Annotated in this window: 17 protein-coding genes; 12 read left to right on the forward strand and 5 right to left on the reverse strand. The window is 70.3% G+C overall.

The features are described from left to right. Positions 1-30: 30 nt before the first annotated feature. The 8 genes from ACIBK4_RS15125 (at position 31) to ACIBK4_RS15160 (ending at position 8,201) form a co-directional block, all read left to right on the forward strand. The gene (locus ACIBK4_RS15125) at positions 31-1,071 is read left to right on the forward strand and encodes an ABC transporter permease (RefSeq protein ID WP_366435264.1); all 1,041 of its coding nucleotides are present in this window, start codon (positions 31-33) and stop codon (positions 1,069-1,071) included. Beyond that, complete coding sequence (locus ACIBK4_RS15130; RefSeq protein ID WP_398995111.1) at positions 1,064-2,041, forward strand: ABC transporter permease; 978 nt, start codon at positions 1,064-1,066, stop codon at positions 2,039-2,041. Before ACIBK4_RS15125 ends, ACIBK4_RS15130 begins: the two co-directional genes overlap by 8 nt. Before the next feature lie 98 nt (positions 2,042-2,139). Next, positions 2,140-3,222 carry a rhamnose ABC transporter substrate-binding protein gene (rhaS, locus tag ACIBK4_RS15135; RefSeq protein WP_398995112.1) on the forward strand — a complete coding sequence of 361 codons (1,083 nt, stop codon included), beginning with the start codon at positions 2,140-2,142 and terminating at the stop codon, positions 3,220-3,222. A gap of 17 nt (positions 3,223-3,239) precedes the next feature. Then, complete coding sequence (locus ACIBK4_RS15140; RefSeq protein WP_033278944.1) at positions 3,240-3,560, forward strand: L-rhamnose mutarotase; 321 nt, start codon at positions 3,240-3,242, stop codon at positions 3,558-3,560. 19 nt (positions 3,561-3,579) lie between these two features. Continuing rightward, a complete protein-coding gene (locus ACIBK4_RS15145) occupies positions 3,580-4,992 on the forward strand; it encodes a BNR repeat-containing protein (RefSeq protein WP_398995113.1) in 1,413 nt (470 codons plus the stop codon). An 88-nt stretch (positions 4,993-5,080) separates the two neighbouring features. Continuing rightward, positions 5,081-6,106 (forward strand): LacI family DNA-binding transcriptional regulator, encoded by a 1,026-nt coding sequence (locus ACIBK4_RS15150; RefSeq protein WP_033278942.1) that lies wholly within the window; start codon positions 5,081-5,083, stop codon positions 6,104-6,106. Positions 6,107-6,217: 111 nt separating this feature from the next. Then, positions 6,218-7,522, forward strand: a complete 1,305-nt coding sequence (locus tag ACIBK4_RS15155; RefSeq protein WP_398995114.1) for an alpha/beta fold hydrolase — start codon at positions 6,218-6,220, stop codon at positions 7,520-7,522. A gap of 67 nt (positions 7,523-7,589) precedes the next feature. Then, the gene (locus ACIBK4_RS15160; RefSeq protein WP_398995115.1) at positions 7,590-8,201 is read left to right on the forward strand and encodes an FxLYD domain-containing protein; all 612 of its coding nucleotides are present in this window, start codon (positions 7,590-7,592) and stop codon (positions 8,199-8,201) included. Positions 8,202-8,225: 24 nt separating this feature from the next. Here ACIBK4_RS15160 and ACIBK4_RS15165 read toward each other — a convergent pair whose 3' ends face one another. Beyond that, positions 8,226-10,391 (reverse strand): PI-PLC domain-containing protein, encoded by a 2,166-nt coding sequence (locus ACIBK4_RS15165; protein WP_398995116.1) that lies wholly within the window; start codon positions 10,389-10,391, stop codon positions 8,226-8,228. 106 nt (positions 10,392-10,497) lie between these two features. Between ACIBK4_RS15165 and sigJ the strand changes: the two genes are divergently transcribed. After that, a complete protein-coding gene (gene sigJ / locus ACIBK4_RS15170) occupies positions 10,498-11,403 on the forward strand; it encodes an RNA polymerase sigma factor SigJ (RefSeq protein ID WP_398995118.1) in 906 nt (301 codons plus the stop codon). A 58-nt stretch (positions 11,404-11,461) separates the two neighbouring features. On the opposite strand, the gene lspA is transcribed toward sigJ, so the two are convergent. After that, positions 11,462-11,998: a signal peptidase II gene (gene lspA, locus ACIBK4_RS15175; RefSeq protein WP_398995119.1), complete on the reverse strand. Its 537-nt coding sequence runs from the start codon at positions 11,996-11,998 to the stop codon at positions 11,462-11,464. Between the two features lie 117 nt (positions 11,999-12,115). On the opposite strand from lspA, the gene ACIBK4_RS15180 reads away from it, so the two are divergent. Next, positions 12,116-12,946 carry a pentapeptide repeat-containing protein gene (locus ACIBK4_RS15180; protein ID WP_398995120.1) on the forward strand — a complete coding sequence of 277 codons (831 nt, stop codon included), beginning with the start codon at positions 12,116-12,118 and terminating at the stop codon, positions 12,944-12,946. Here the strand turns inward: ACIBK4_RS15180 and ACIBK4_RS15185 are convergent. Then, positions 12,908-14,434 carry a cytochrome P450 gene (locus ACIBK4_RS15185; protein WP_398995121.1) on the reverse strand — a complete coding sequence of 509 codons (1,527 nt, stop codon included), beginning with the start codon at positions 14,432-14,434 and terminating at the stop codon, positions 12,908-12,910. The genes ACIBK4_RS15180 and ACIBK4_RS15185 overlap by 39 nt on opposite strands. Before the next feature lie 108 nt (positions 14,435-14,542). Between ACIBK4_RS15185 and ACIBK4_RS15190 the strand changes: the two genes are divergently transcribed. Both ACIBK4_RS15190 and ACIBK4_RS15195 read left to right on the forward strand, forming a co-directional pair. Then, entirely contained in the window at positions 14,543-15,151 is a 609-nt protein-coding gene (locus ACIBK4_RS15190; protein WP_366435276.1) for a TetR/AcrR family transcriptional regulator, read from the forward strand. Between the two features lie 99 nt (positions 15,152-15,250). Beyond that, entirely contained in the window at positions 15,251-15,976 is a 726-nt protein-coding gene (locus tag ACIBK4_RS15195; RefSeq protein ID WP_398995122.1) for a DUF2470 domain-containing protein, read from the forward strand. Here ACIBK4_RS15195 and ACIBK4_RS15200 read toward each other — a convergent pair. Together ACIBK4_RS15200 and ACIBK4_RS15205 are read right to left on the reverse strand one after the other, a co-directional pair. After that, positions 15,944-17,167, reverse strand: a complete 1,224-nt coding sequence (locus ACIBK4_RS15200; protein WP_398995123.1) for a lactonase family protein — start codon at positions 17,165-17,167, stop codon at positions 15,944-15,946. The genes ACIBK4_RS15195 and ACIBK4_RS15200 overlap by 33 nt on opposite strands. 137 nt (positions 17,168-17,304) lie before the next feature. Further along, the gene (locus ACIBK4_RS15205; protein ID WP_398995124.1) at positions 17,305-18,345 is read right to left on the reverse strand and encodes a hypothetical protein; all 1,041 of its coding nucleotides are present in this window, start codon (positions 18,343-18,345) and stop codon (positions 17,305-17,307) included. Position 18,346: the final 1 nt, after the last annotated feature.

Genomic DNA, 18,346 nt, shown 5'->3' on the forward strand with positions numbered 1-18,346 from the left:
GACGTTCGGACTCTTCGGGAGGGCCGCCGTATGACGGTCACCGCGCCCAATCCCGCGCCCGCCGCCGAGGTGCCCGAGTCGAGCAGCACGCGGCTCGTCGACCGGGTCTTCAAGATGCGCGAACTCGCCATCCTGGTCGTCTTCTTGGTGATGATCGGCATCACGCAGGCGGGCAACAGTCAGTTCCTGTCCGAGCAGGGCATCAAGGACCTGCTCCTCAACGCGACGATCCTCGTGCTCGTCGCCACCGGTCAGTCGCTGGTCGTCATCACCCGCAACGTCGACCTGTCCGTCGGCTCGACGCTGGGCATCACCGCCTTCGCCACCGGCAACTATCTCCAGGGCGGTGGCAACGCTGTCATCGCGATCCTGCTGGCGGTCCTGCTCGGTGTCGGACTCGGCCTGGTGAACGGGCTGTTGGTGAGTCTGGGGCAGGTGCCGGCCCTGGTCGTCACGCTCGGGACGCTCTACATCATCCGGGGTGTCGACTCCATCTGGGTCGGCTCACGACAGATCACCGCCGCCGATCTCCCGGGCGGATTCGTGGACTTCGGCTCCGGCGGACTGTCGGCCGTGCCCTGGCTCGCGATGATCGCGCTCGTTGTTCTCATCGCCACCGCCTACTACCTCAAACACTTCGGCAGCGGACGGGAGTTGTACGCGCTCGGCTCCAACCCCGAGGCCGCCCGGCTCGCCGGCATCCCCGTCCGCAAGCGGACCCTCGCCGCGTACACCTTCTGCGGCGGGCTCGCCGGACTCGCCGGCGCGATGTATCTCGCCCGCTTCGGCAACGTCGACTCCGGCACCGGCACCGGGTACGAACTCACCGTGGTCAGCGCGGTAGTTGTCGGCGGTGTGGTCTTCACCGGCGGCTCCGGCAGCGTCTACGGCGCGGCCCTCGGCGCACTCCTGCTGACCTCCATCAACAGTGTGCTGCCCGCCCTCGGCGTCAGCTCCGTCTGGGTGCTGGCCATCAACGGCATCCTGCTCATCCTCGCCATCGCCGTCGACCGGATCGTCGCCCTGCGTGTGGCCACCGCACTGAAGAAGAGGAACGCCCGCCATGCCTGAGTCGTTGACGCGTGCGATCCGCTGGGACACGGTCGTCGGCGCGCTGCTCATCGTCCTGCTGTTGTTCTCCTTCTCCTTCGTGGACGGCTTCGGCAACGCGCTGAACCTGTCGTTCCTGATCGGCAACACGCTTCCCATCGCGCTGATCGCCCTTCCCATGACCCTGCTGGTCGTCGCCGGCGAGATCGATCTGTCGGTCGCCTCCACGGCGGGGCTGTCGGGCGCGGTGATGGGCAAACTGTGGAACGACGGCATGACCATCGAGACGATCATCCCGATCTGCCTGCTGCTGGGCGTGGTCTGCGGGTTGATCAACGGGCTGCTCGTCACTCGGCTGGGGCTGCCGTCCCTCGCCGTCACGATCGGTACGCTCGCCGCGTATCGGGGGATCGCGCAGATCGTGCTCGGCTCCGACGCCGTGACCGATTTCCCTACGCAGTATCTGGACTTCGCGTCCGGGCGGCTTGGGGGGACGTTCCTGCCGCAGGCGTTTCTACCCTTCCTGGTGCTGCTTGCCATCGCCGTGGTTGTGCTGCATGCCACGCCGTTCGGGCGGTCGTTGTTCGCGATCGGGGCGAATGTGGAAGCGGCGCGGTTTGCTGGTATTCGGGTGCGGAGGCAGAAGCTGATCCTGTTCACGGTGACGGGGTTGATGGCCTCGTTGACCGGGGTCTTCTGGGCGCTGCATTACGCCAGTGCGCGCTATGACAATGCCACCGGGCTTGAACTCTCCGTCGTAGCCGCTGTGTTGCTCGGTGGGATCGACTTCGACGGTGGGAAGGGGACGTTGGGAGGTGCGGTTGCCGGGGTCTTTCTGCTCGGGGCGTTGCAGAACGTGATGAGTCTGGTGAATGTTTCCGCGCAGTCGCAGATTGTCGTCACCGGTGTGTTGCTAGTCGTCTCTGTACTCGGCCCTCGGGTCGCACGCCAGATTGCCATCGCGAGGGCCGCTGCACGAGCCGTCGGATAGGTCGTTCGAAAGCTGCCGGCCGGTTGTGGCTGGTCGCGCAGTTCCCCGCGCCCCTTACGGGGCGCTCCACTCACCCTCCTGACAAAGGAACCCCTGCCATGCGTAAAACATCCCTTCGTCGTGCCCTTGCGGCCCTCGTCGCCGTTACCTCACTCACCCTCGTTGCCACCGCCTGCGGTGGTACCACCAAGAAGGACGTGAAGGACGAGAACACCGGGTCGGCCGTCACCGGTGGTAAGGCGGATCCGAATGCCGCGCTCAAGAAGGGGCTCACCGTCGGGTTCCTGCCGAAGGCGGTCAACAACCCGTACTTCACCACCTCCGACAAGGGCGGCGAGAAGGCGCTCACCGAACTGGGGGAGAAGTACAAGGAGGTGGGCACGACCAGCGCCACCGACACCTCCGGGCAGGTCTCCTACGTCAACACGCTCACCCAGCAGCAGGTGAACGCGATCGCCGTGTCCGCGCAGGACCCGGGTGCCCTGTGCACCGCGCTCAAGCAGGCGATGAGCAACAAGATCAAGGTCGTCACCTACGACTCCGACACCAACCCGGAGTGCCGCAACGCCTTCGTCTCGCAGGCCAGCGCCGAGGACCTCGGCCGTACCGAGGTGCAGCTGCTCGCCCAACAGATCGGCTACAAGGGCGAGATCGCGATCCTGTCGGCCGCGCAGACCGCGACGAACCAGAACACCTGGATCGGCTTCATGAAGGACGAGTTGAAGGACCCGAAGTACAAGAACATCAAGCTGGTCAAGGTCGCCTACGGCAACGACGACGCCCAGCAGTCCTTCCAGCAGACCCAGGGTCTCCTCCAGGAACACCCGAACCTGAAGGGGATCATCTCCCCGACCACCGTCGGCATCAAGGCCGCCGCCCAGTACCTGTCCGGCTCGAAGTACAAGGGCAAGGTCAAGCTGACCGGCCTCGGCACCCCCAACGACCTGCGCAAGTACGTCAAGAACGGCACCGTCGACGGCTTCGAGCTGTGGGACCCGGCGAAGCTCGGCGCCCTCGCGGCGCAGACCGCGGTGGCGCTGGTGTCGGGGCAGATCACCGGCAAGGAGGGCGAGACCTTCAAGGCCGGCGGGACGTCGTACACCATCGGCAAGGACGGCGTGATCAACCTCGGCAAGCCGACCGTGTTCGACGCGAAGAACATCGACCAGTTCAACTTCTAGTAGATACAGGGGTGTTGATGCAACGCGTGTGCTTCCTGCTCAAGGTCCGGGCGGACCGCCTCGACGAGTACCGCGAGCGGCACGCCGCCGTGTGGCCCGAGATGCTCGACGCGCTCTCGGCCACCGGCTGGCACAACTACTCGCTCTTCCTGCGCGAAGACGGCCTGCTGGTCGGCTACTTGGAGACCGAGGACTTCGCCGCCGCCCAGGCCGGCATGGAAGCCACCGACATCAACTCCCGCTGGCAGGCGGAGATGGCGCCGTTCTTCGAGTCCCTGGACGGCGCCCGTCCCGACGAAGCGATGAAGCCCCTCACCGAGGTCTTCCACCTCGCGTGATCCCCCACAGGAGCCGCTCATGAGAAGACGCGCCGTGCTCACCACCGCCATACTTGCGGCCGTGGCAACGCCGGGCATCGCACGGGCGGCCGACCCCGGCCCGTCCGTCACCAAGAAGAGCACCACCCAACTCGACGCCCAAGCCGTCTACTTCGTCTCGTACGACGGCCTGGTCAACAACAACTCGTTCCAGAAGAACGGCCTGTTGACCTACAAGGGCTATCAGTACGCGGTCTGGTACACGGCCACGAGGAACGCCGTCGTCGGCCGGCGCGCCCTCGGCGGGTCCACCTGGTCCACGGTCACCCTCTCCCACACCCTCAAGAGCGACGACTCCCACAACGTCATCTCCATGGGCGTGTCCAAGGTCGACGGGCGTCTTCACATCAACCTGGACTCCCACAGCGACGGCTTCTTCTACGTCAAGTCGGTCGCCGGTCTTCTCGACAACCCGGCGTCCACCGCCTGGACTTCGGCCGTCCTCGGCGCCGTACAGACATCGCTGGACGGCACCGCGCTCACCACCCAGTTCACCTACCCCCAGTTCATCGCCACCCCCGAAGGCAAGCTGCAGCTCAGCTACCGCGTCGGGATATCCGGCAACGGCCGCAACGCCCTTGCGGAGTACGACGGTTCGCAGTGGACCGCGCTGGGGGAGTGGAGCAGTTCGACCGGCACCTACACCAGCGCCCACGGCTCCAGCACCGCCCGCAACATGTACCTGCACGGCATCGACTACGACGTCAACGGTCGGCTGCACTCCTTCTTCACCTGGCGCGAGCAGTCCGCCGCCGTGATGTGCAGTAGTGGGGGCATCACCAACCACGACACCGGCTACGTCTACTCGACCGACCGGGGCCGTAGTTGGCGCAACGACGCCGGAACTGTCGTAGGAACAACGGGGAGTTCGAACACCGTGGCCGTCACGGATGCGGGCCTGGTCGTCGACCCGCTCGACCCCGACCACTCCCTGATGAACCAGGAGAGCCAGTCCACCGACTCCACCGGCCTCCCGCACGCGATCATCAGCTACGTCCCCGGCCGCTTCGGCCAGTGCACCACCAACTACGTGACCGACCGCACCGCCAACGGGCGCGCCTTCCACGTCCGCAAGAACGCGGCCGGCACCTGGCAGAAGACCGAGATCCCGATCGCCCTCAACTCCAGCCAGCGCACCAAGCTGGTCCTGGACAAGTACGACAACGCCTATGCCGTACTGCCCTACGGCCGGATCGCGGGCGCTTCGAAGTCCTCGGGCTACACCGACTGGGCGCTGCTGTACGACGGCAGCGGTCTGAACGCGTTCGGCGAGGTCGTCGTCGACGAGCCGCGGGTGCGGGCGGACAACGTGCTGTCGTTCATGTACCAGGAGAAGTCGAGCGGTACGACCCCCTCGGCACTCCACGTCGTCGACTTCGCCCTGCCCGCGTGAGCGGCACCGCCGCAGGAGTCGGCACAGGTCATGGCGGTAATGTGAAGACCTGCCCGCCGTCCCACGTCACCCTGGAGGTCTCCGCCTGATGGCCCAGCCGGTGGGTATCAAGGACGTCGCCCGCGCCGCCGGAGTCTCCGTCGGCACGGTCTCGAACGTCATCAACCGCCCGGACACCGTCGCCACGGAGACCCGGGCCCGGGTGCTGTCCGCGATCGACCGCCTCGGTTACGTCCGCAGCGAGTCCGCGCGCCAGTTGCGCGCCGGGCGCAGCCGGATCATGGGGCTGCTCGTCCTCGACATGGGCAACCCGTTCTTCGTGGACGTGGCCCGGGGCGCCGAGCGGGCCGCGCGGGAATCGGGGCTGGGCGTGATGGTCTGCAACAGCGCGCAGAGCCCCGTCGAGGAGGCCGACTACCTCTCGCTCTTCGCCGAACAGCGGGTGCGGGGCGTGCTGTTGACCCCGGCCGACGCGACCGGGCGGAACATCGAGTCGTTCCGCCGGCACGGCATCCCCTTCGTGCTCGTCGACCGCGTCGCCGAGGGCACCACCGAGTGCTCGGTCTCCGTCGACGACGTCGCCGGCGGCGCGCTCGCCGTGCGGCACCTGGTCGACGCCGGGCACCGCTCCATCGCGTACGTCAGCGGCCCGCCCGGCTTCAACCAGGTGCGGGACCGCCGTACGGGCGCGAAGAACGCGCTCGCCGAGGCCGGGCTCGACCCCGACGCGCTGCGCGAGCTGCCCACCGACCGGCTCGACGTGGCCGCCGGCCGGGACGCCGGAGCACGGCTGCTCGGCCTCGCCGACCGGCCGACGGCCGTCTTCTGCGCCAACGACCTCCTCGCCCTCGGCGTGCTCCAGGCGATGTACGCGGCCGGGGTCGGTGTCCCGGACGACCTCGCGATCGTCGGCTACGACGACATCGAGTTCGCCGCGGCAGCCGCCGTACCGCTCACCTCGGTGCGCCAACCCGCCGTCACCATGGGCGCGTTGGCCGCCGAGCTGCTTCTGGAGGAGACGGAGGCGGAGACCGCAGCGCGTCCGCACGAGCATCGGCGGGTCGTGCTCCAGCCGGAACTGGTGGTGCGCCGCTCCAGCCTGGCCGCGCGCTGACCCGTCGGTCAGTAGTGATCGACAGGATTTCATGATCCAGGGGGTCGGATATCGGACGCGCATGTGCTGAGATGTGACGCGGCCCGTAAATCGTCCGTCCCAGGAGCCCCGTTGTCCGTCAGCTACCGCCAGCCCGGCGTCGTCCTCACCGACCGCCACTTCACCGTGCCCCTCGACCACGAGGACCCCACGGGCGGGACCATCGAGCTCTACGCCCGTGAGGTCGTCGCGAGCGACAAGGCGCACCGTGAGGACCTGCCGTGGCTGCTCTACCTCCAGGGCGGACCCGGTTTCGGGGCGAATCGTTTCGTCGGACGACAGGCCTGGCTCGGCCGCGCGCTGGACGACTACCGCGTCCTCCTCCTCGACCAGCGCGGCACTGGTCACTCCACCCCGCTCACCCGCCAGACGCTCCCGCTGTACGGCGGTCCCGCCGAGCAGGCCGAGCGCCTCACGCACTTCCGCGCCGACTCGATCGTCCGGGACTGCGAGGCGATCCGTCCCTCGCTCACCGGCGGCGCCCCCTGGACCGTCCTCGGCCAGAGCTTCGGCGGCTTCTGCACGGTGAACTACCTGTCCACCGCCCCCGAAGGCCTGCGCGCCGCGATCCTCACCGGCGGCCTGCCGTCCCTCGACGCCCACGCGGACGACGTCTACCGCGCCGCCTACCCGCGCATCGAAGGCAAGGTCGCCGCCCACTACGACCGCTACCCGCAGGACGTGGAACGCGCCCGCCGCATCGCCGAACACCTGATGCAGCACGAGCCGATCCTCCCCAACGGCTACCGGCTCACCGCCGAGGCCTTCCAGTCCCTGGGCATCATGCTCGGCGGCAGCGAGGGCAGCCACCGCCTCCACTTCCTCCTGGAGAACGCCTTCGTCCGCACCCCGAGCGGCCACGAACTCTCCGACGCGTTCCAGGAAGAGGTCCAGAACTCCCTCTCCTTCGCCGGGCACCCCCTCTACGCCCTCGTCCACGAGGCGTGCTACGGCCAGGACAGCCGCCCCACCGCCTGGTCGGCGGAGCGCGTCCGCGCCGAGTTCCCGCAGTTCGACGCCGCCAAGACCCTCGCGGGCGACAGCCCCCTCCTCTTCACCGGCGAGTCCATCCACCCCTGGATGTTCGACTGCGACCCCGCCCTGCGCCCGCTCCGCGAGACCGCCGAACTCCTCGCCGCCCACACCGACTGGCAGCCGCTCTACGACCCCGCGCGCCTCGCCGTCAACGAGGTCCCGGTCGCCGCGGCCGTCTATCACGACGACATGTACGTCGACGCGACCCACTCCCTGCGGACCGCCCGCGCGATCCGCGGCCTGCGCACCTGGGTCACCGACGAGTTCGAGCACGACGGGGTACGGGCGGGCGGGCCGAGGGTCCTGGACCGGCTGATCGGCCTCACGCGGGACGAGGTCTGAGGGAGGGTCCACCGGGTGGCCGTCGAGGACATGCCGGGTCGAAAATTCCGGCATAGGGTTCATTTCGATGAATACCAAGTCACTTCGCCGGGCCCGCCCGGCCGCCCTGGTCCTCGCCGTCGTAGCGGCGAGCACGGTCGCGCTGGTGTCGTGCGGCGACGACAACGACAGCGGTAGCGGCAGCTCACAGGCCTCGACCCCGGACACGGCCTCCTTCTCGGGCATGACACCGTCGGCCCTGAAGTCGGCCGCGTCCTCGGCGGTCGCGTCCGCCCGCGCCCAGGCTTCCGCCGCGGCATCCTCCGCATCGGCCGCCGCGTCCTCCTTCGAGGCTTCCGTGTCCTCAGAGGTGGCCCGCGCGAGCAAGGACGCCCAGAACCAGCTCAAGGACGTCATGGGCCAGGGCAACGCGATGTCCGAAGTCGCGATGACCGGCAAACCGCGCGCCCAGACCAGCGGGTTGCTCGCCGTCGTCGTCACCATCACCAACAAGACCGACAAGAAGGCGTCCTACGCCGTCCAGGTCGACTTCCTCGACTCCTCGGGGAAGGTGGTGGAGACCCGTTACGTCGGCGCCGAGAACCTCGCACCCGGCGCGAAGGCCCAGCCGGTCGCCATCAGCGCCGAGCCGCCGGAGCCGGTACTGACCCCCAAGCTGGCCAAGGCGCAACGCTATTGAGCGAGCTGGTGGGCAACGGACGCCTCAGCGCTCGGAGTTGAGCACGTCCACCGCTCCACCCGCGTCGCCGATCGTCGTGTAGTCGACGGCGACGAAGTTCACCGGCCGACCGCGTTCCCGCTCGCAGCGGTGGACGCGGTCGAGCACGTACTGGCGGGAGTTGACCTTCCCCGCGTCCAGGCGGCTGCCGCCGTCGATGGTGATGAAGTGGTTGAGCAGGAAGAGCCGTTTGTCGGTGCCGCCGCGATATGGCACGCAACTCATCGCGTCCGGCGTGCGGAACGCGAACGGTGTCTCCATCCCGTAGTCGTAGAAGTTCCGGTACCAGGGCGCCGGGCCGTCGGCCTTCTCCGCGAAGACGACGAGCCGGCGCCCGCTGTCGATCAGTTCGCCCAGGGTCGGCCACGGCTTCGCGGGATCGGCGTCCGGGGTGTGCACGAGGTCGCTCAACCCGGCCTGCGCGAAGGCCTGTTGGGTGTCCTCACCGCTGATCGCGTCCTGCACGATCAGCGTGACGACCTCGGTCGGATGGGCCCGCATCCAGTCACCGATCTCACGCAGCACGGGCACCAGCGCGAGGGCGCCGGCCCGGCACACGGAGTGGCACAACCACAGCCCGTCACGCGGCGGGTTGAACCTGTCCACGGCCGAGGCGATGAACTTCCGCTGCTCCGGGGTGAAGTCGGACTCGGCGAGCCGCTGCGTGATCTCGTCCGGCCGTTCCCAGCGATACGTGTCGATCTGCAGGGCGCGCACCCCGTCGTCCAACTGGGTTGATATACCCGGGTCTTGGAGCGGGCCGATGAACCGGTCGACGGTCGTGGACATCGCGTTGTGCGAGGTGAGGTAGGCGACCTCGTCGTAGGACCGGTCGCACAGTGCCGCGCTGCCCTCGCAGGTACGGGACGCGGCGGGCGTGATGGCGTACGGCACGAGCAGGACGCCGGCGACGGCGGCACCGCCCGTGGCCAGGGCCAGCCAGCGGACGCGGGGCAGTGCGGGGATGTGCGGTCGGACCTGAAGGGCCCAGCCCACGCCGGTCAGGAGGGCGCCGGCCAGTACCGGGACGAGGGCGGTCGTGAGGGCCGTGGTCGTGAGCCGGTCCAGGGCGGTGCGCTGTACGTCGTCGACCAGTCGGGCCAGGCTCGGCGGCCAGGAGCCCGGTGGATCGATCACCCGCCCACCGCTGACCAGGCGGAACAGGACGGTGACGAGTCCGGCCAGTACCCCACCGGCGGCGAGCGACCAGCCCAGCGGCAGCAGCCGGCGGCCAGGGGACGCGGAGCCCCCGGCGATCCACAGCACCACCAGCGCCACGGCGAGAAGAGCTGCGGCGAGTGTCTCCGCCAGGCCGAGGCCGACGGCGGTGTAGGTGCGGGCGTGGTGGAGGGGCGCCAGGTCGTTGCCGGAGGCGGCGAGGGTGTCGGTGAGGTTCCAGGTGCCGCCGTCCACGGTCGCCCGGAGCCGGTCGGCGGCCGTACGGGTGCGGTCCGTCACGACGGCGGGGGCGACGGTCGCGAGCGCGGTGGCGACATCGCCGTCCCGCAGTGCCGTCTCGACGGCAGGGCGCAGGGCGTCCCGTTCGGCGGCGGGCAGACCGCTCACCAGCGTCCCGGCCGCCTGGTCCGCCTGCGCCCCGGTCAGCGGTAGCGCGGGCAGCCCGGCGGGCACGTGCCCCGCGACCACGGCACCCAGGGCGGCGGTCAGGTCGGTCGAGAAGCGCTGGAAGTCGGGCTCGGGCCGGTCCTGGACCGAGGCGACGAGATCGCCGAAGTAGATCTGGGCCAGGTCGTTGAGGTTGGCCAGCACCGGCCGCAGATCGACCGTGAGGACCAGCGCGTCGCGCTTGCCGCCCAGATAGCCCACCACGGCGTCGATCTGCCGTTCGGTGAGATCCCGGACCGTCTCCGGCGGCAGCACCAGCTTCAGATTGGAGGTGACCTGGGCCTCCGGAACGGGCAGCCGGGCCAGCAGCCCCCGGGTGACCGCAGCGGTCCTCGGATCGACCAGCACCTGGTTGTAGAGGCGGTCGTAGGCCTTCTGCTCGTTCAGTGCGGACCGGTAGAAACCGGGGGAGACCACGGTCGAGCGGGCCGTGGCGGTGAGGGTGAGGACCGCGGTGGCGAGGACGGCGAGGATCAGGGCCGCGATGCGCGGCAGCCTGCGGGACGCGACGCCGAGCGGGTCCATGCCTCACATCGTCGTCCCGCCCCACCGGCCCCGCAAACGCATGGGCGAGGCGGTCGCGGACGTGTTTTGATCACCCCGGCTTTTCACGACGGGGAACGGGGACGGTATGAACGACGAGGATCTGCTGGCGGACCGCTTCGAGGAACACCGGGGCCGGCTGCGCGCGGTCGCCTACCGCATGCTCGGCTCGCTGCCGGAGGCGGAGGACGCCGTCCAGGAGACGTGGCTCAAGCTCAGCCGCACCGACGTGGACGACATCAGGAACCTCGGCGGCTGGCTGACCACGGTCGTCGGCCGGGTCTGCCTCGACCTGCTGCGCTCCCGCGCGTCGCGCCGCGAGGACCCCATGGACGACGTCTTCACCGAGACCTTCGTCCCCGACCCCGTGGTCAGACCCCTGACGGACCTGGACCCCGAGGAGGAAGTCCTCCACGCCGACTCGGTGGGCCTCGCGCTCCTCGTCGTCCTGGAGACCCTGGAACCCGCCGAACGGCTCGCGTTCGTCCTGCACGACCTGTTCGCCGTGCCCTTCGACGACATCGCCCCGATCGTGGAACGCAGTTCGGCCGCGACCCGCCAACTGGCCAGCAGAGCACGCCGTCGGGTGCAGGGCGCGAGTCCGTCGACCGACCCGGACCTCGCCCGCCAACGCGAGATCGTCGAGGCTTTCCTCGCCGCCGCCCGCGAGGGCGACTTCGACGCCCTCGTCGCCCTCCTCCACCCGGACGTGGCCCTGCGCGCCGACTCCGGAGCCCTCGTACGGGGGGCGGCTGCCTCGAAGGCGCTGCGCGGCGCACACGCGGTCGCCGAACAGGCCCTGTTCTTCGCCCCGTTCGCCCACCAGGCCCAACTCGCCCTGGTCAACGGCTCGGTGGGTGTCGTCAACGCGCCCGGGGGACAGCTGCTCTCGGTCATGGGCGTCACCGTCGCCGACGGCCGGATCACCGAGATCCACATCCTGTCGGACCCGGACCGGCTGGCCCGCCTCGACGTCGGCGGCTTGGGGGAGTGAGCACGGGGCGTGGTGAACGGCCTTTGTGCGCGAGGGAGTTGTGCGACGGCTGACGTCCTCAGACGAGCTGTTTGCGCGGGGTGCGCGCCTCCCCCAACTCCCGCCCACGGAAGGACAGCAGGACGATCAGGGCGCCGCCGCAGGTGATCGCCCAGTCGGCGAGGTTCATGACGCTGAAGTCGCGGACCTCGATGAAGTCGACCACCGCGCCCTGCATACCGCCCGGGGAGCGGAACAGACGGTCCGTCAGATTCCCCAGCGCTCCGCCCAGCAGCAGCCCCAGCGCGAGAGCCCACGACGTGCTGGACAGCCGGCGCGACACCCGGACGATGACGACGGCCGCTGCCGCCGCGATCACCGTGAACAGGACGGTGGTCGTCGCACCGAGCCCGAACGCGGCACCGGGATTGCGCTGCACCCGCAGCTCCATCCATGTCCCGATCACCGGAACCGGGTTTCGCCCCTCCAGCTTCGCGACCACCAACAGCTTGCTTCCCAGGTCGACGGCATAGGCGACCGAGGCCACCAACCACAGCACCCACACCCGGCGTCTTCCGACGGGTGCACCACTCCCGGTCGCGTCGCTCGTCGTCACGTTCGGCCTCCTCCGTCCCGGCGCGGCCCAGCCTACGGGCAGCCCAAGGAGGTCACGGAGCGGCCCTGTCGACGACGTGGTCCAGCCGGTTCGCGGCAGGTCAGTACGCTGGACGCCATGGAAGATCACATAGCGGCCCGGTCCGACCTCCGCGGCGACTGCGAGCGCTGCTTCGGGCTGTGCTGTGTGGCGTTGCCCTTCGCCCGATCGACCGACTTCGCGATCGACAAGGGCGCAGGCACGCCGTGCCCGAATCTCCAGGGCGACCACCGCTGCGGAATCCACGCGAAGCTCCGGCCCAGCGGGTTCACCGGCTGCACGGTCTACGACTGCTTCGGCGCCGGGCAGCAGGTCTCGCAGGTCACCTTCGCCGGGGAGGACTGGCGTACGGCGCCCCGGGAGCAGGCCCGGCGGATGTTCGACGTGTTCCCCGTCGTACGGCAGCTTCATGAGCTGCTCTGGTACCTGACCGAGGCGCTCACCCTGCCCGCCGCCGGGCCGGTCCACCCCGATCTGCGCCGGGCCCTCGCCCGTACCGAGGAACTCACGCGCGGGACCCCCGAAGAACTCGCCGCGCTCGACGTGGGCGCGCATCGGCAGGAGGTCAACGTGCTGCTGCTCCGGACCAGCGAGCTCGTGCGGGCCGGGGCGCGCGGCAAGAAGAAGGAGCGGCGGGGCGCCGACCTCATGGGCGCCCGCCTCAAGGGCGCCGATCTGAGCCGGGCCAACCTGCGCGGCGCCTACCTCATCGCCGCCGATCTCACCGGGGCCGACCTGCGCGGCGCGGATCTGATCGGTGCCGATCTGCGGGACGCCGATCTCACGGACGCGGACCTGACCGGCGCGTTCTTCCTCACCCAGCCGCAGGTCAACGCGGCCCGGGGGAGTGCCGGGACGAAGCTGCCGGAGTCAGTCGTCCGTCCCGTGCACTGGACAGCGGGGCTCTGAGCGGCCGTTGTCGGGGATGGACACGGATTCTGCGGCCGCTGGAGCGGTGCGGCGGTCCAAGTGCAGGCGCAGGCCCTCCGGCATCAGCGTCAGGCGTTCGGTCACGCGCAACTGGTACCCCGGCTCGGGGCGCAGCTCGTAGCGGCGCAGCAGGAGGCCGAGGACCAACGTCGCCTCGTGCAGGGCGAATTGGCGGCCGATGCACGCCCGCGCCCCCGTCCCGAACGGCTTGAAGGTGTGCGGGGCGCGGGAGCGTACGGCCTTGGCGTCGAAGCGGTCCGGGTCGAACTCCTCGGCGTCCGCGCCCCACACCTCGGGGTCGCGGTGCAGCATCGGCGTGAGGATCAGCGCCCAGGCGCCCCGTCGCATCGGGTGGACGCCGGTCAGCTCGGTGTCCCGGGTGGCCTCGCGGGCGTACGCGGGGGCCGTCGGCCAGAGCCGTAGCGACTCGTCGAGGACCCGGCGGACGTAGCGCAGCTTGGCGACCTGCTCGTAGCCCGGGGTCTGCGTGTCACCCCAGACCTGGTCCACCTCAGCGCGGGCGCGGGCCGCGATCTCCGGGTGGCGGGCGAGGTAGTGCAGCGCGAAGGACAGGGAACCCGAGGTCGTCTCGTGGCCGGCGACGAGGAAGGTGATGACCTGGCGGCGGACGTTCTCGGGGGAGAGGCGTTCGCCGGTGTCGGGGTGGGTGGTGTCGAGCATGCGGTCGAGCAGGTCGCCGTCGCCGCCCCCGCTCTTGCGGCGGGCCTGCACCATCTCGTCCACCGTGCGGTTGAGGTAGGCGATGTCCGCCTCGTTGCGGCGAGTTGCGGTGCGAAGGAGGAACGGGGCCAGCGGCGACGGTACGGAGTTGAGGCGCTGCGCGTAGCTCAGCGTGCCGACCATCGCCGTCACGAAGGGGTGCGGGCGGTCGCGTTCGAACGAGCCGAAGTCGTGGCCGAAGCCGGTGCGCGAGATCGTCTCCAGGGTCAGCTTGGTCATGTCGCCGGGGACGTCCACCGCGCGTCCGGCGGTCAGTTCGCGGTCCCAGTGGTCCGTCAATCGTGCGGCCACGGACAGCATCATCGGGTGGTAGCCCGCCATGGCCTCGCGGCTGAAGCCGGGGGCCAACACATCATGCGCCAACTGCCAGTTGGGCTCGTGGTTGTACGCCGTGAAGAGGCCGTCCCCGGCCACCGGCCGCAGGTTCGCGACGCCCAGACCGACATGCTTGGCGAACCGCGACTCGTCCGCCATGTCGGCGACCAGGTCCGCGCCCCACACGAACACGAACTCCTTGCCGAAAGCCTTCCGCCGGAAGATCGGACCCAGTTGCCGGGCGAAGCGCAGCGAGTCCTGGAGGGGAGTGCGGCGGTCGGCGCCGAGGACGTCGCCGAGCAGCGGGACCCGGCGCGGGGGATGCGGGATGCGGTCGAGATGGGGCCAGCCCTGCTCGGCGTCCCGGAACCCCTTCGGCAGCGCGGTCGGCGTAGTCGTCGTCTCCGCCATGACGCGATCTCCCTTGATCCTGCGGCAGGTTGAGCCTGTTGTACGTGGGTTCAATAACGGGTTTCAGTCTGATCCCGCTGTTGAACCCACGTCAAGTAAAGTGCGGGAATGGCCGCCAATCAGGGTGAGCGCACGCGCCGCCGGCTCAGCACCGAGGAGCGCCGGGAGCAACTCCTCACGGTGGGCGCGCGGCTGTTCTCGGAGGATCCCTACGACGACGTGTGGATCGAGCAGGTCGCCGAGATCGCCGGGGTCTCGCGCGGGCTGCTCTACCACTACTTCCCGACCAAGCGGGACTTCTTCGCGGCCGTCGTCGAGCGCGAGAGCGAGCGGATGCTGCGGATGACGGCGGCCGTGCCGGGCGTACCGGCCCGCGAGCAACTCGCCGTCGCCCTCGACACGTATCTGGAGTACGTGCACACCCATGCGCACGGCTACCGCGCCTTTCACCGCGCCGACGCGGCGGGCGATCAGACCGTACGGCGGGTCTATCAGCGGGCGTTGGCCGCGCAGGAGCGGCAGATCCTGGCCGCGCTCGCCGCGGATCCCGAGTTCGGGCCGACCGTGGCGGAGCGGCCCGAGGCGAAGCTCGCGGTGCGCGGGTGGCTGGCGTTCACCACCGCCGTCTGTCTGGAGTGGCTGCGCGGGCCGGAGTTGAGCCGCGAGCAGGTGCGCGATCTGTGCGCGCGGGCGCTGTTGGGTGTCCTCTCGCCCTGAACTTGCCCTGGGTGACTTGGTGGAGTTATTGCGTGGCGTAGTTGGCGTGCGCCCCGATCTTCGGTAAGTTAGGCAAGGCTTACCTAAGGAGGTTCAGGGATGGGTGACAGCCAGACGTGGACGGCCGCGCCTGCCGCGGCCGAGCGGGCCCGCTCGGTGCTCGCCGCCGCATGGTCCTGCGCGGTGACCGCGGAGGGCGGTCGCGAGGAGTTCGTCGGAGCGCACAGCGTGGATGACGACGGCCGGGTACTTCTCCAAGTGCCCGAGGACAGCGCCCTGTTGGCGGCCGCGATCTGCGCGCCGCGCGGAGAGCCGTCCGCCGTTCTGGAGTTCGCGGACGTCGCACCCGTCCCCGTGCGCAATCGTATCCGGGCCCGGCTGTGGCTGGCCGGGTGGTTCGTGCCCGAGGAGGGTCAACTCGCCTTCCGGGCAACGCGCGTGGTGCTGCGCCCGCCGACCGGCGCGGTGGTCGTCGACCTCGACGAATTCGCCGCCGCCGAACCCGACCCGCTGGCCCTGGCCGAAGCCCAGCTGCTGACCCACCTCGCCGACTGCCACTCCGACGCGGTCGAGCGGCTCACCCGGCTCGTCGAACCGGACAGCCTGCACGGGGCGGTTCGCGTCCAGCCCCTCGCCGTCGACCGGCACGGACTGACCCTGCGCATCGAGCGCGCCCGCGCCCACGGCGACGTACGCCTGCCGTTCCACACGCCCGCCGACACGGTCTCCCACCTCACCGAGCGCATGCATGTCCTGCTCACCCAGGCCAGCGCCGCGTCCTGCCCGCGGCCCCTACAGCGGCAGCGCACAGACGGCGACCGGTGACGCGAACGGCTCGCCCGCGAGGGTGAGTTGACCCGTGCCGTCGTCCACGTGGAACACGCTGACCGTGCTCGACCTCTGGTTCGCCGTGAACAGCAGCGTGCCGTCCGGCGAGAGGGCGATCTGCCGCGGGAAGTCACCGGACACCGGCACCGTGTCGAGCAGCTTGAGCCGGGCGCCGTCCGCCTCGACGGCGTACCGGGCAAGGGTGTTGTCGCCCCGGTTGGCGAGATAGGCGTACGCGCCGTTCGACGTCACCAGGATCTGCGCCGGGTAGTTGGTGGTGCTTCCCGTGCTGCCGCTGGACTGCGGGGCGCCGATCGAGAGGGCGCCCGTGGCCGGGTCGTAGGCGCAGACCGCGATGGTGTCGTCGACCTCGCTGGCCAGGTAGGCGTACCGGCCGCCGGGGTGGAAGGTGAGGCTGCGCGGTCCCGCGCCCGCGCGGGTGTGCGCCTGCGAGACCTCGGTGAGTGTGCCCTTCGTGGTGTCCAGGCGGTAGGTGTAGACCGTGTCGGTGCCCAGGTCGACGGCGAGGACATGGCCGCCGTCGGGACTGGTCACGAACTGGTGCGCGTGCGGGCCGTCCTGGCCGGGGCCCGGCTGCGGACTGGAGTGCTTGGCCAGCGCGGTGCGCTCGCCGAGCGCACCCGAGGCGTCGATCGGGTGCACGGCCACACTGCCGGACGTGTAGTTGGCGCTCAGCAGCCAGCGTCCGGAGGGGTGCACGGACAGATGGCAGGGGCCCGCGCCGCCGGTGCTCCGCGCGCCGAGGACCGTGCGGTCCGCCAGGCGTACGGCGGTCACCGCGCCGGCCGTCTGCTCGTCGACCGCGTACAGCGTGCGGCCGTCGGGGTGCAGGGCGAGGAACGACGGGTCGGGGACGCCGGTGATGGTGCCCGCGCCGGTGATCCGACCGGTCGACGTGTCGTAGGTGGCCAGGCCGATGCCCGTGCCGCCGCCGTCGACCGAGGTGTAGGTGCCGAGGTAGAGGGGGCGGGGGCCGTCGTCCTTGCCCTTGCGGTGTGCCGGTGCCTTCGCGGCCGACGATTCCGGTGGGGTCGTACGGGACGATTCGGGGTCCGCCGGTGCCGCGGCCGGTGCGGGGACCGCGATCACCGCCGCCGTTCCGCCCAGGGCGCCGATGAAACGGCGCCTGCTCCAGCCCTCGCGTGACGCCTCCGCACCACTCGTCATGCCCACACCCTCAGGTCGTCGCTCGCCTCGGTCGTCACAGCAACCTTGGCGTGCGAGGGCTGTTGAGCGCAAGACCGGCAACGGGTGTTGCATTCTGTGCAACGGATGTCGGGCGGGCGCCCTTCCCGGTGAACGGCTTACCAGTCGCCGTCCTCCACCGGCTTGCCCTGCGCGTCCTTGAGGGGCTGCACCTGGCCGGGGGTGGGCTCCTGCCAGGGCTCGTGGTCGTCGCCCAGCCAGTCGCCGACCGGTTGCACCGCGCCCAGGGTGTCGGTCGGGGCGAGATCCTCGGCGTCCTGGTCGTAGTAGTCGAACCAGGGGAGCCCCGCCCGGGTGTACGCGGCCCGGTCCACCGGTGACGGCGGCGGGGCCTCGCCGGTGATGCGGCGCCACTCCGGGGGCGTCACCAGGTGCACGAAGACCCTCCCGGCGGGCGCGTCGGCCCAGGACGTCAGCGGGCGGTCGTCCTCGTAGACCTCCTGGTGCATCGAACCGCCGACGCCGAGTCCCATGGCGGTGGCCCGGGGGCTCGGTGCCGGGGGAGCGCCGGGCGCGGACATCATCGGCATGGCGGGCATCCCGTAGCCCCCGGTCGGCAGGCCTGTCGCACGCGCGCGTGACTGCTGCGACCGGCGTCGCTCCGCCTCGCGCCACTTGGTCAACTCCCGTTCGTTGAGCGGGAAGGACTGGAGCTGGACGCCGCCCCACACCTCCTCGCCCGTGACCTGCCCCTCGACGGTCGCGCCGAGGCCGAGCGGGACCGCGACGAACTGACGGACCGTGCCCTTCCCGGAGTTGATGCCGTCGAGCCACGGCTGGCGGGGCAGCACCACGTAGTTCTGCGGATCCCGGGACAGCCGGTCGCTCCACGGCTCGCCCGAGACCGCGCACACCTTGCCCACCCCGACCTGGAGAGCGGCCGGCTGTCGGGTGCCCGCGAAGCTCAGCCACATCGCCTCGCGCAGATACACCGGGAGCATCACCCCGCCCCGCGCCCGCCACTCCGCGGGCGCCGTGTCCGGGAAGTCCGCGACCCGGCGGACCGGGAACTCGCCGAGTCCCGGCGGCAACGGATGCGTGCCCGTCTCCGGCAGCCGCAGCGTGCGGATGAACCGCACCGCCACACCACCGGGCAGCTGCAAGGTGTTCCCGTCGATCCGTACGGTGCTGTCGGTCATG

Source organism: Streptomyces sp. NPDC050528 (assembly GCF_044457795.1).
In the GTDB taxonomy this organism is placed as follows: Bacteria; Actinomycetota; Actinomycetes; order Streptomycetales; family Streptomycetaceae; genus Streptomyces.

Excerpts from the sequence above, each read along its gene's own strand:
- ACIBK4_RS15125 (WP_366435264.1), top strand. The coding sequence starts at position 31 with ATGACGGTCACCGCGCCCAATCCCGCGCCCGCCGCCGAGGTGCCCGAG.
- ACIBK4_RS15130 (WP_398995111.1), top strand. The coding sequence starts at position 1,064 with ATGCCTGAGTCGTTGACGCGTGCGATCCGCTGGGACACGGTCGTCGGC.
- rhaS (WP_398995112.1), top strand. The coding sequence starts at position 2,140 with ATGCGTAAAACATCCCTTCGTCGTGCCCTTGCGGCCCTCGTCGCCGTT.
- ACIBK4_RS15140 (WP_033278944.1), top strand. The coding sequence starts at position 3,240 with ATGCAACGCGTGTGCTTCCTGCTCAAGGTCCGGGCGGACCGCCTCGAC.
- ACIBK4_RS15145 (WP_398995113.1), top strand. The coding sequence starts at position 3,580 with ATGAGAAGACGCGCCGTGCTCACCACCGCCATACTTGCGGCCGTGGCA.
- ACIBK4_RS15150 (WP_033278942.1), top strand. The coding sequence starts at position 5,081 with ATGGCCCAGCCGGTGGGTATCAAGGACGTCGCCCGCGCCGCCGGAGTC.
- ACIBK4_RS15160 (WP_398995115.1), top strand. The coding sequence starts at position 7,590 with ATGAATACCAAGTCACTTCGCCGGGCCCGCCCGGCCGCCCTGGTCCTC.
- ACIBK4_RS15165 (WP_398995116.1), bottom strand. The coding sequence starts at position 10,391 with ATGGACCCGCTCGGCGTCGCGTCCCGCAGGCTGCCGCGCATCGCGGCC.
- sigJ (WP_398995118.1), top strand. The coding sequence starts at position 10,498 with ATGAACGACGAGGATCTGCTGGCGGACCGCTTCGAGGAACACCGGGGC.
- ACIBK4_RS15180 (WP_398995120.1), top strand. The coding sequence starts at position 12,116 with ATGGAAGATCACATAGCGGCCCGGTCCGACCTCCGCGGCGACTGCGAG.
- ACIBK4_RS15185 (WP_398995121.1), bottom strand. The coding sequence starts at position 14,434 with ATGGCGGAGACGACGACTACGCCGACCGCGCTGCCGAAGGGGTTCCGG.
- ACIBK4_RS15190 (WP_366435276.1), top strand. The coding sequence starts at position 14,543 with ATGGCCGCCAATCAGGGTGAGCGCACGCGCCGCCGGCTCAGCACCGAG.
- ACIBK4_RS15195 (WP_398995122.1), top strand. The coding sequence starts at position 15,251 with ATGGGTGACAGCCAGACGTGGACGGCCGCGCCTGCCGCGGCCGAGCGG.
- ACIBK4_RS15200 (WP_398995123.1), bottom strand. The coding sequence starts at position 17,167 with ATGACGAGTGGTGCGGAGGCGTCACGCGAGGGCTGGAGCAGGCGCCGT.
- ACIBK4_RS15205 (WP_398995124.1), bottom strand. The coding sequence starts at position 18,345 with ATGACCGACAGCACCGTACGGATCGACGGGAACACCTTGCAGCTGCCC.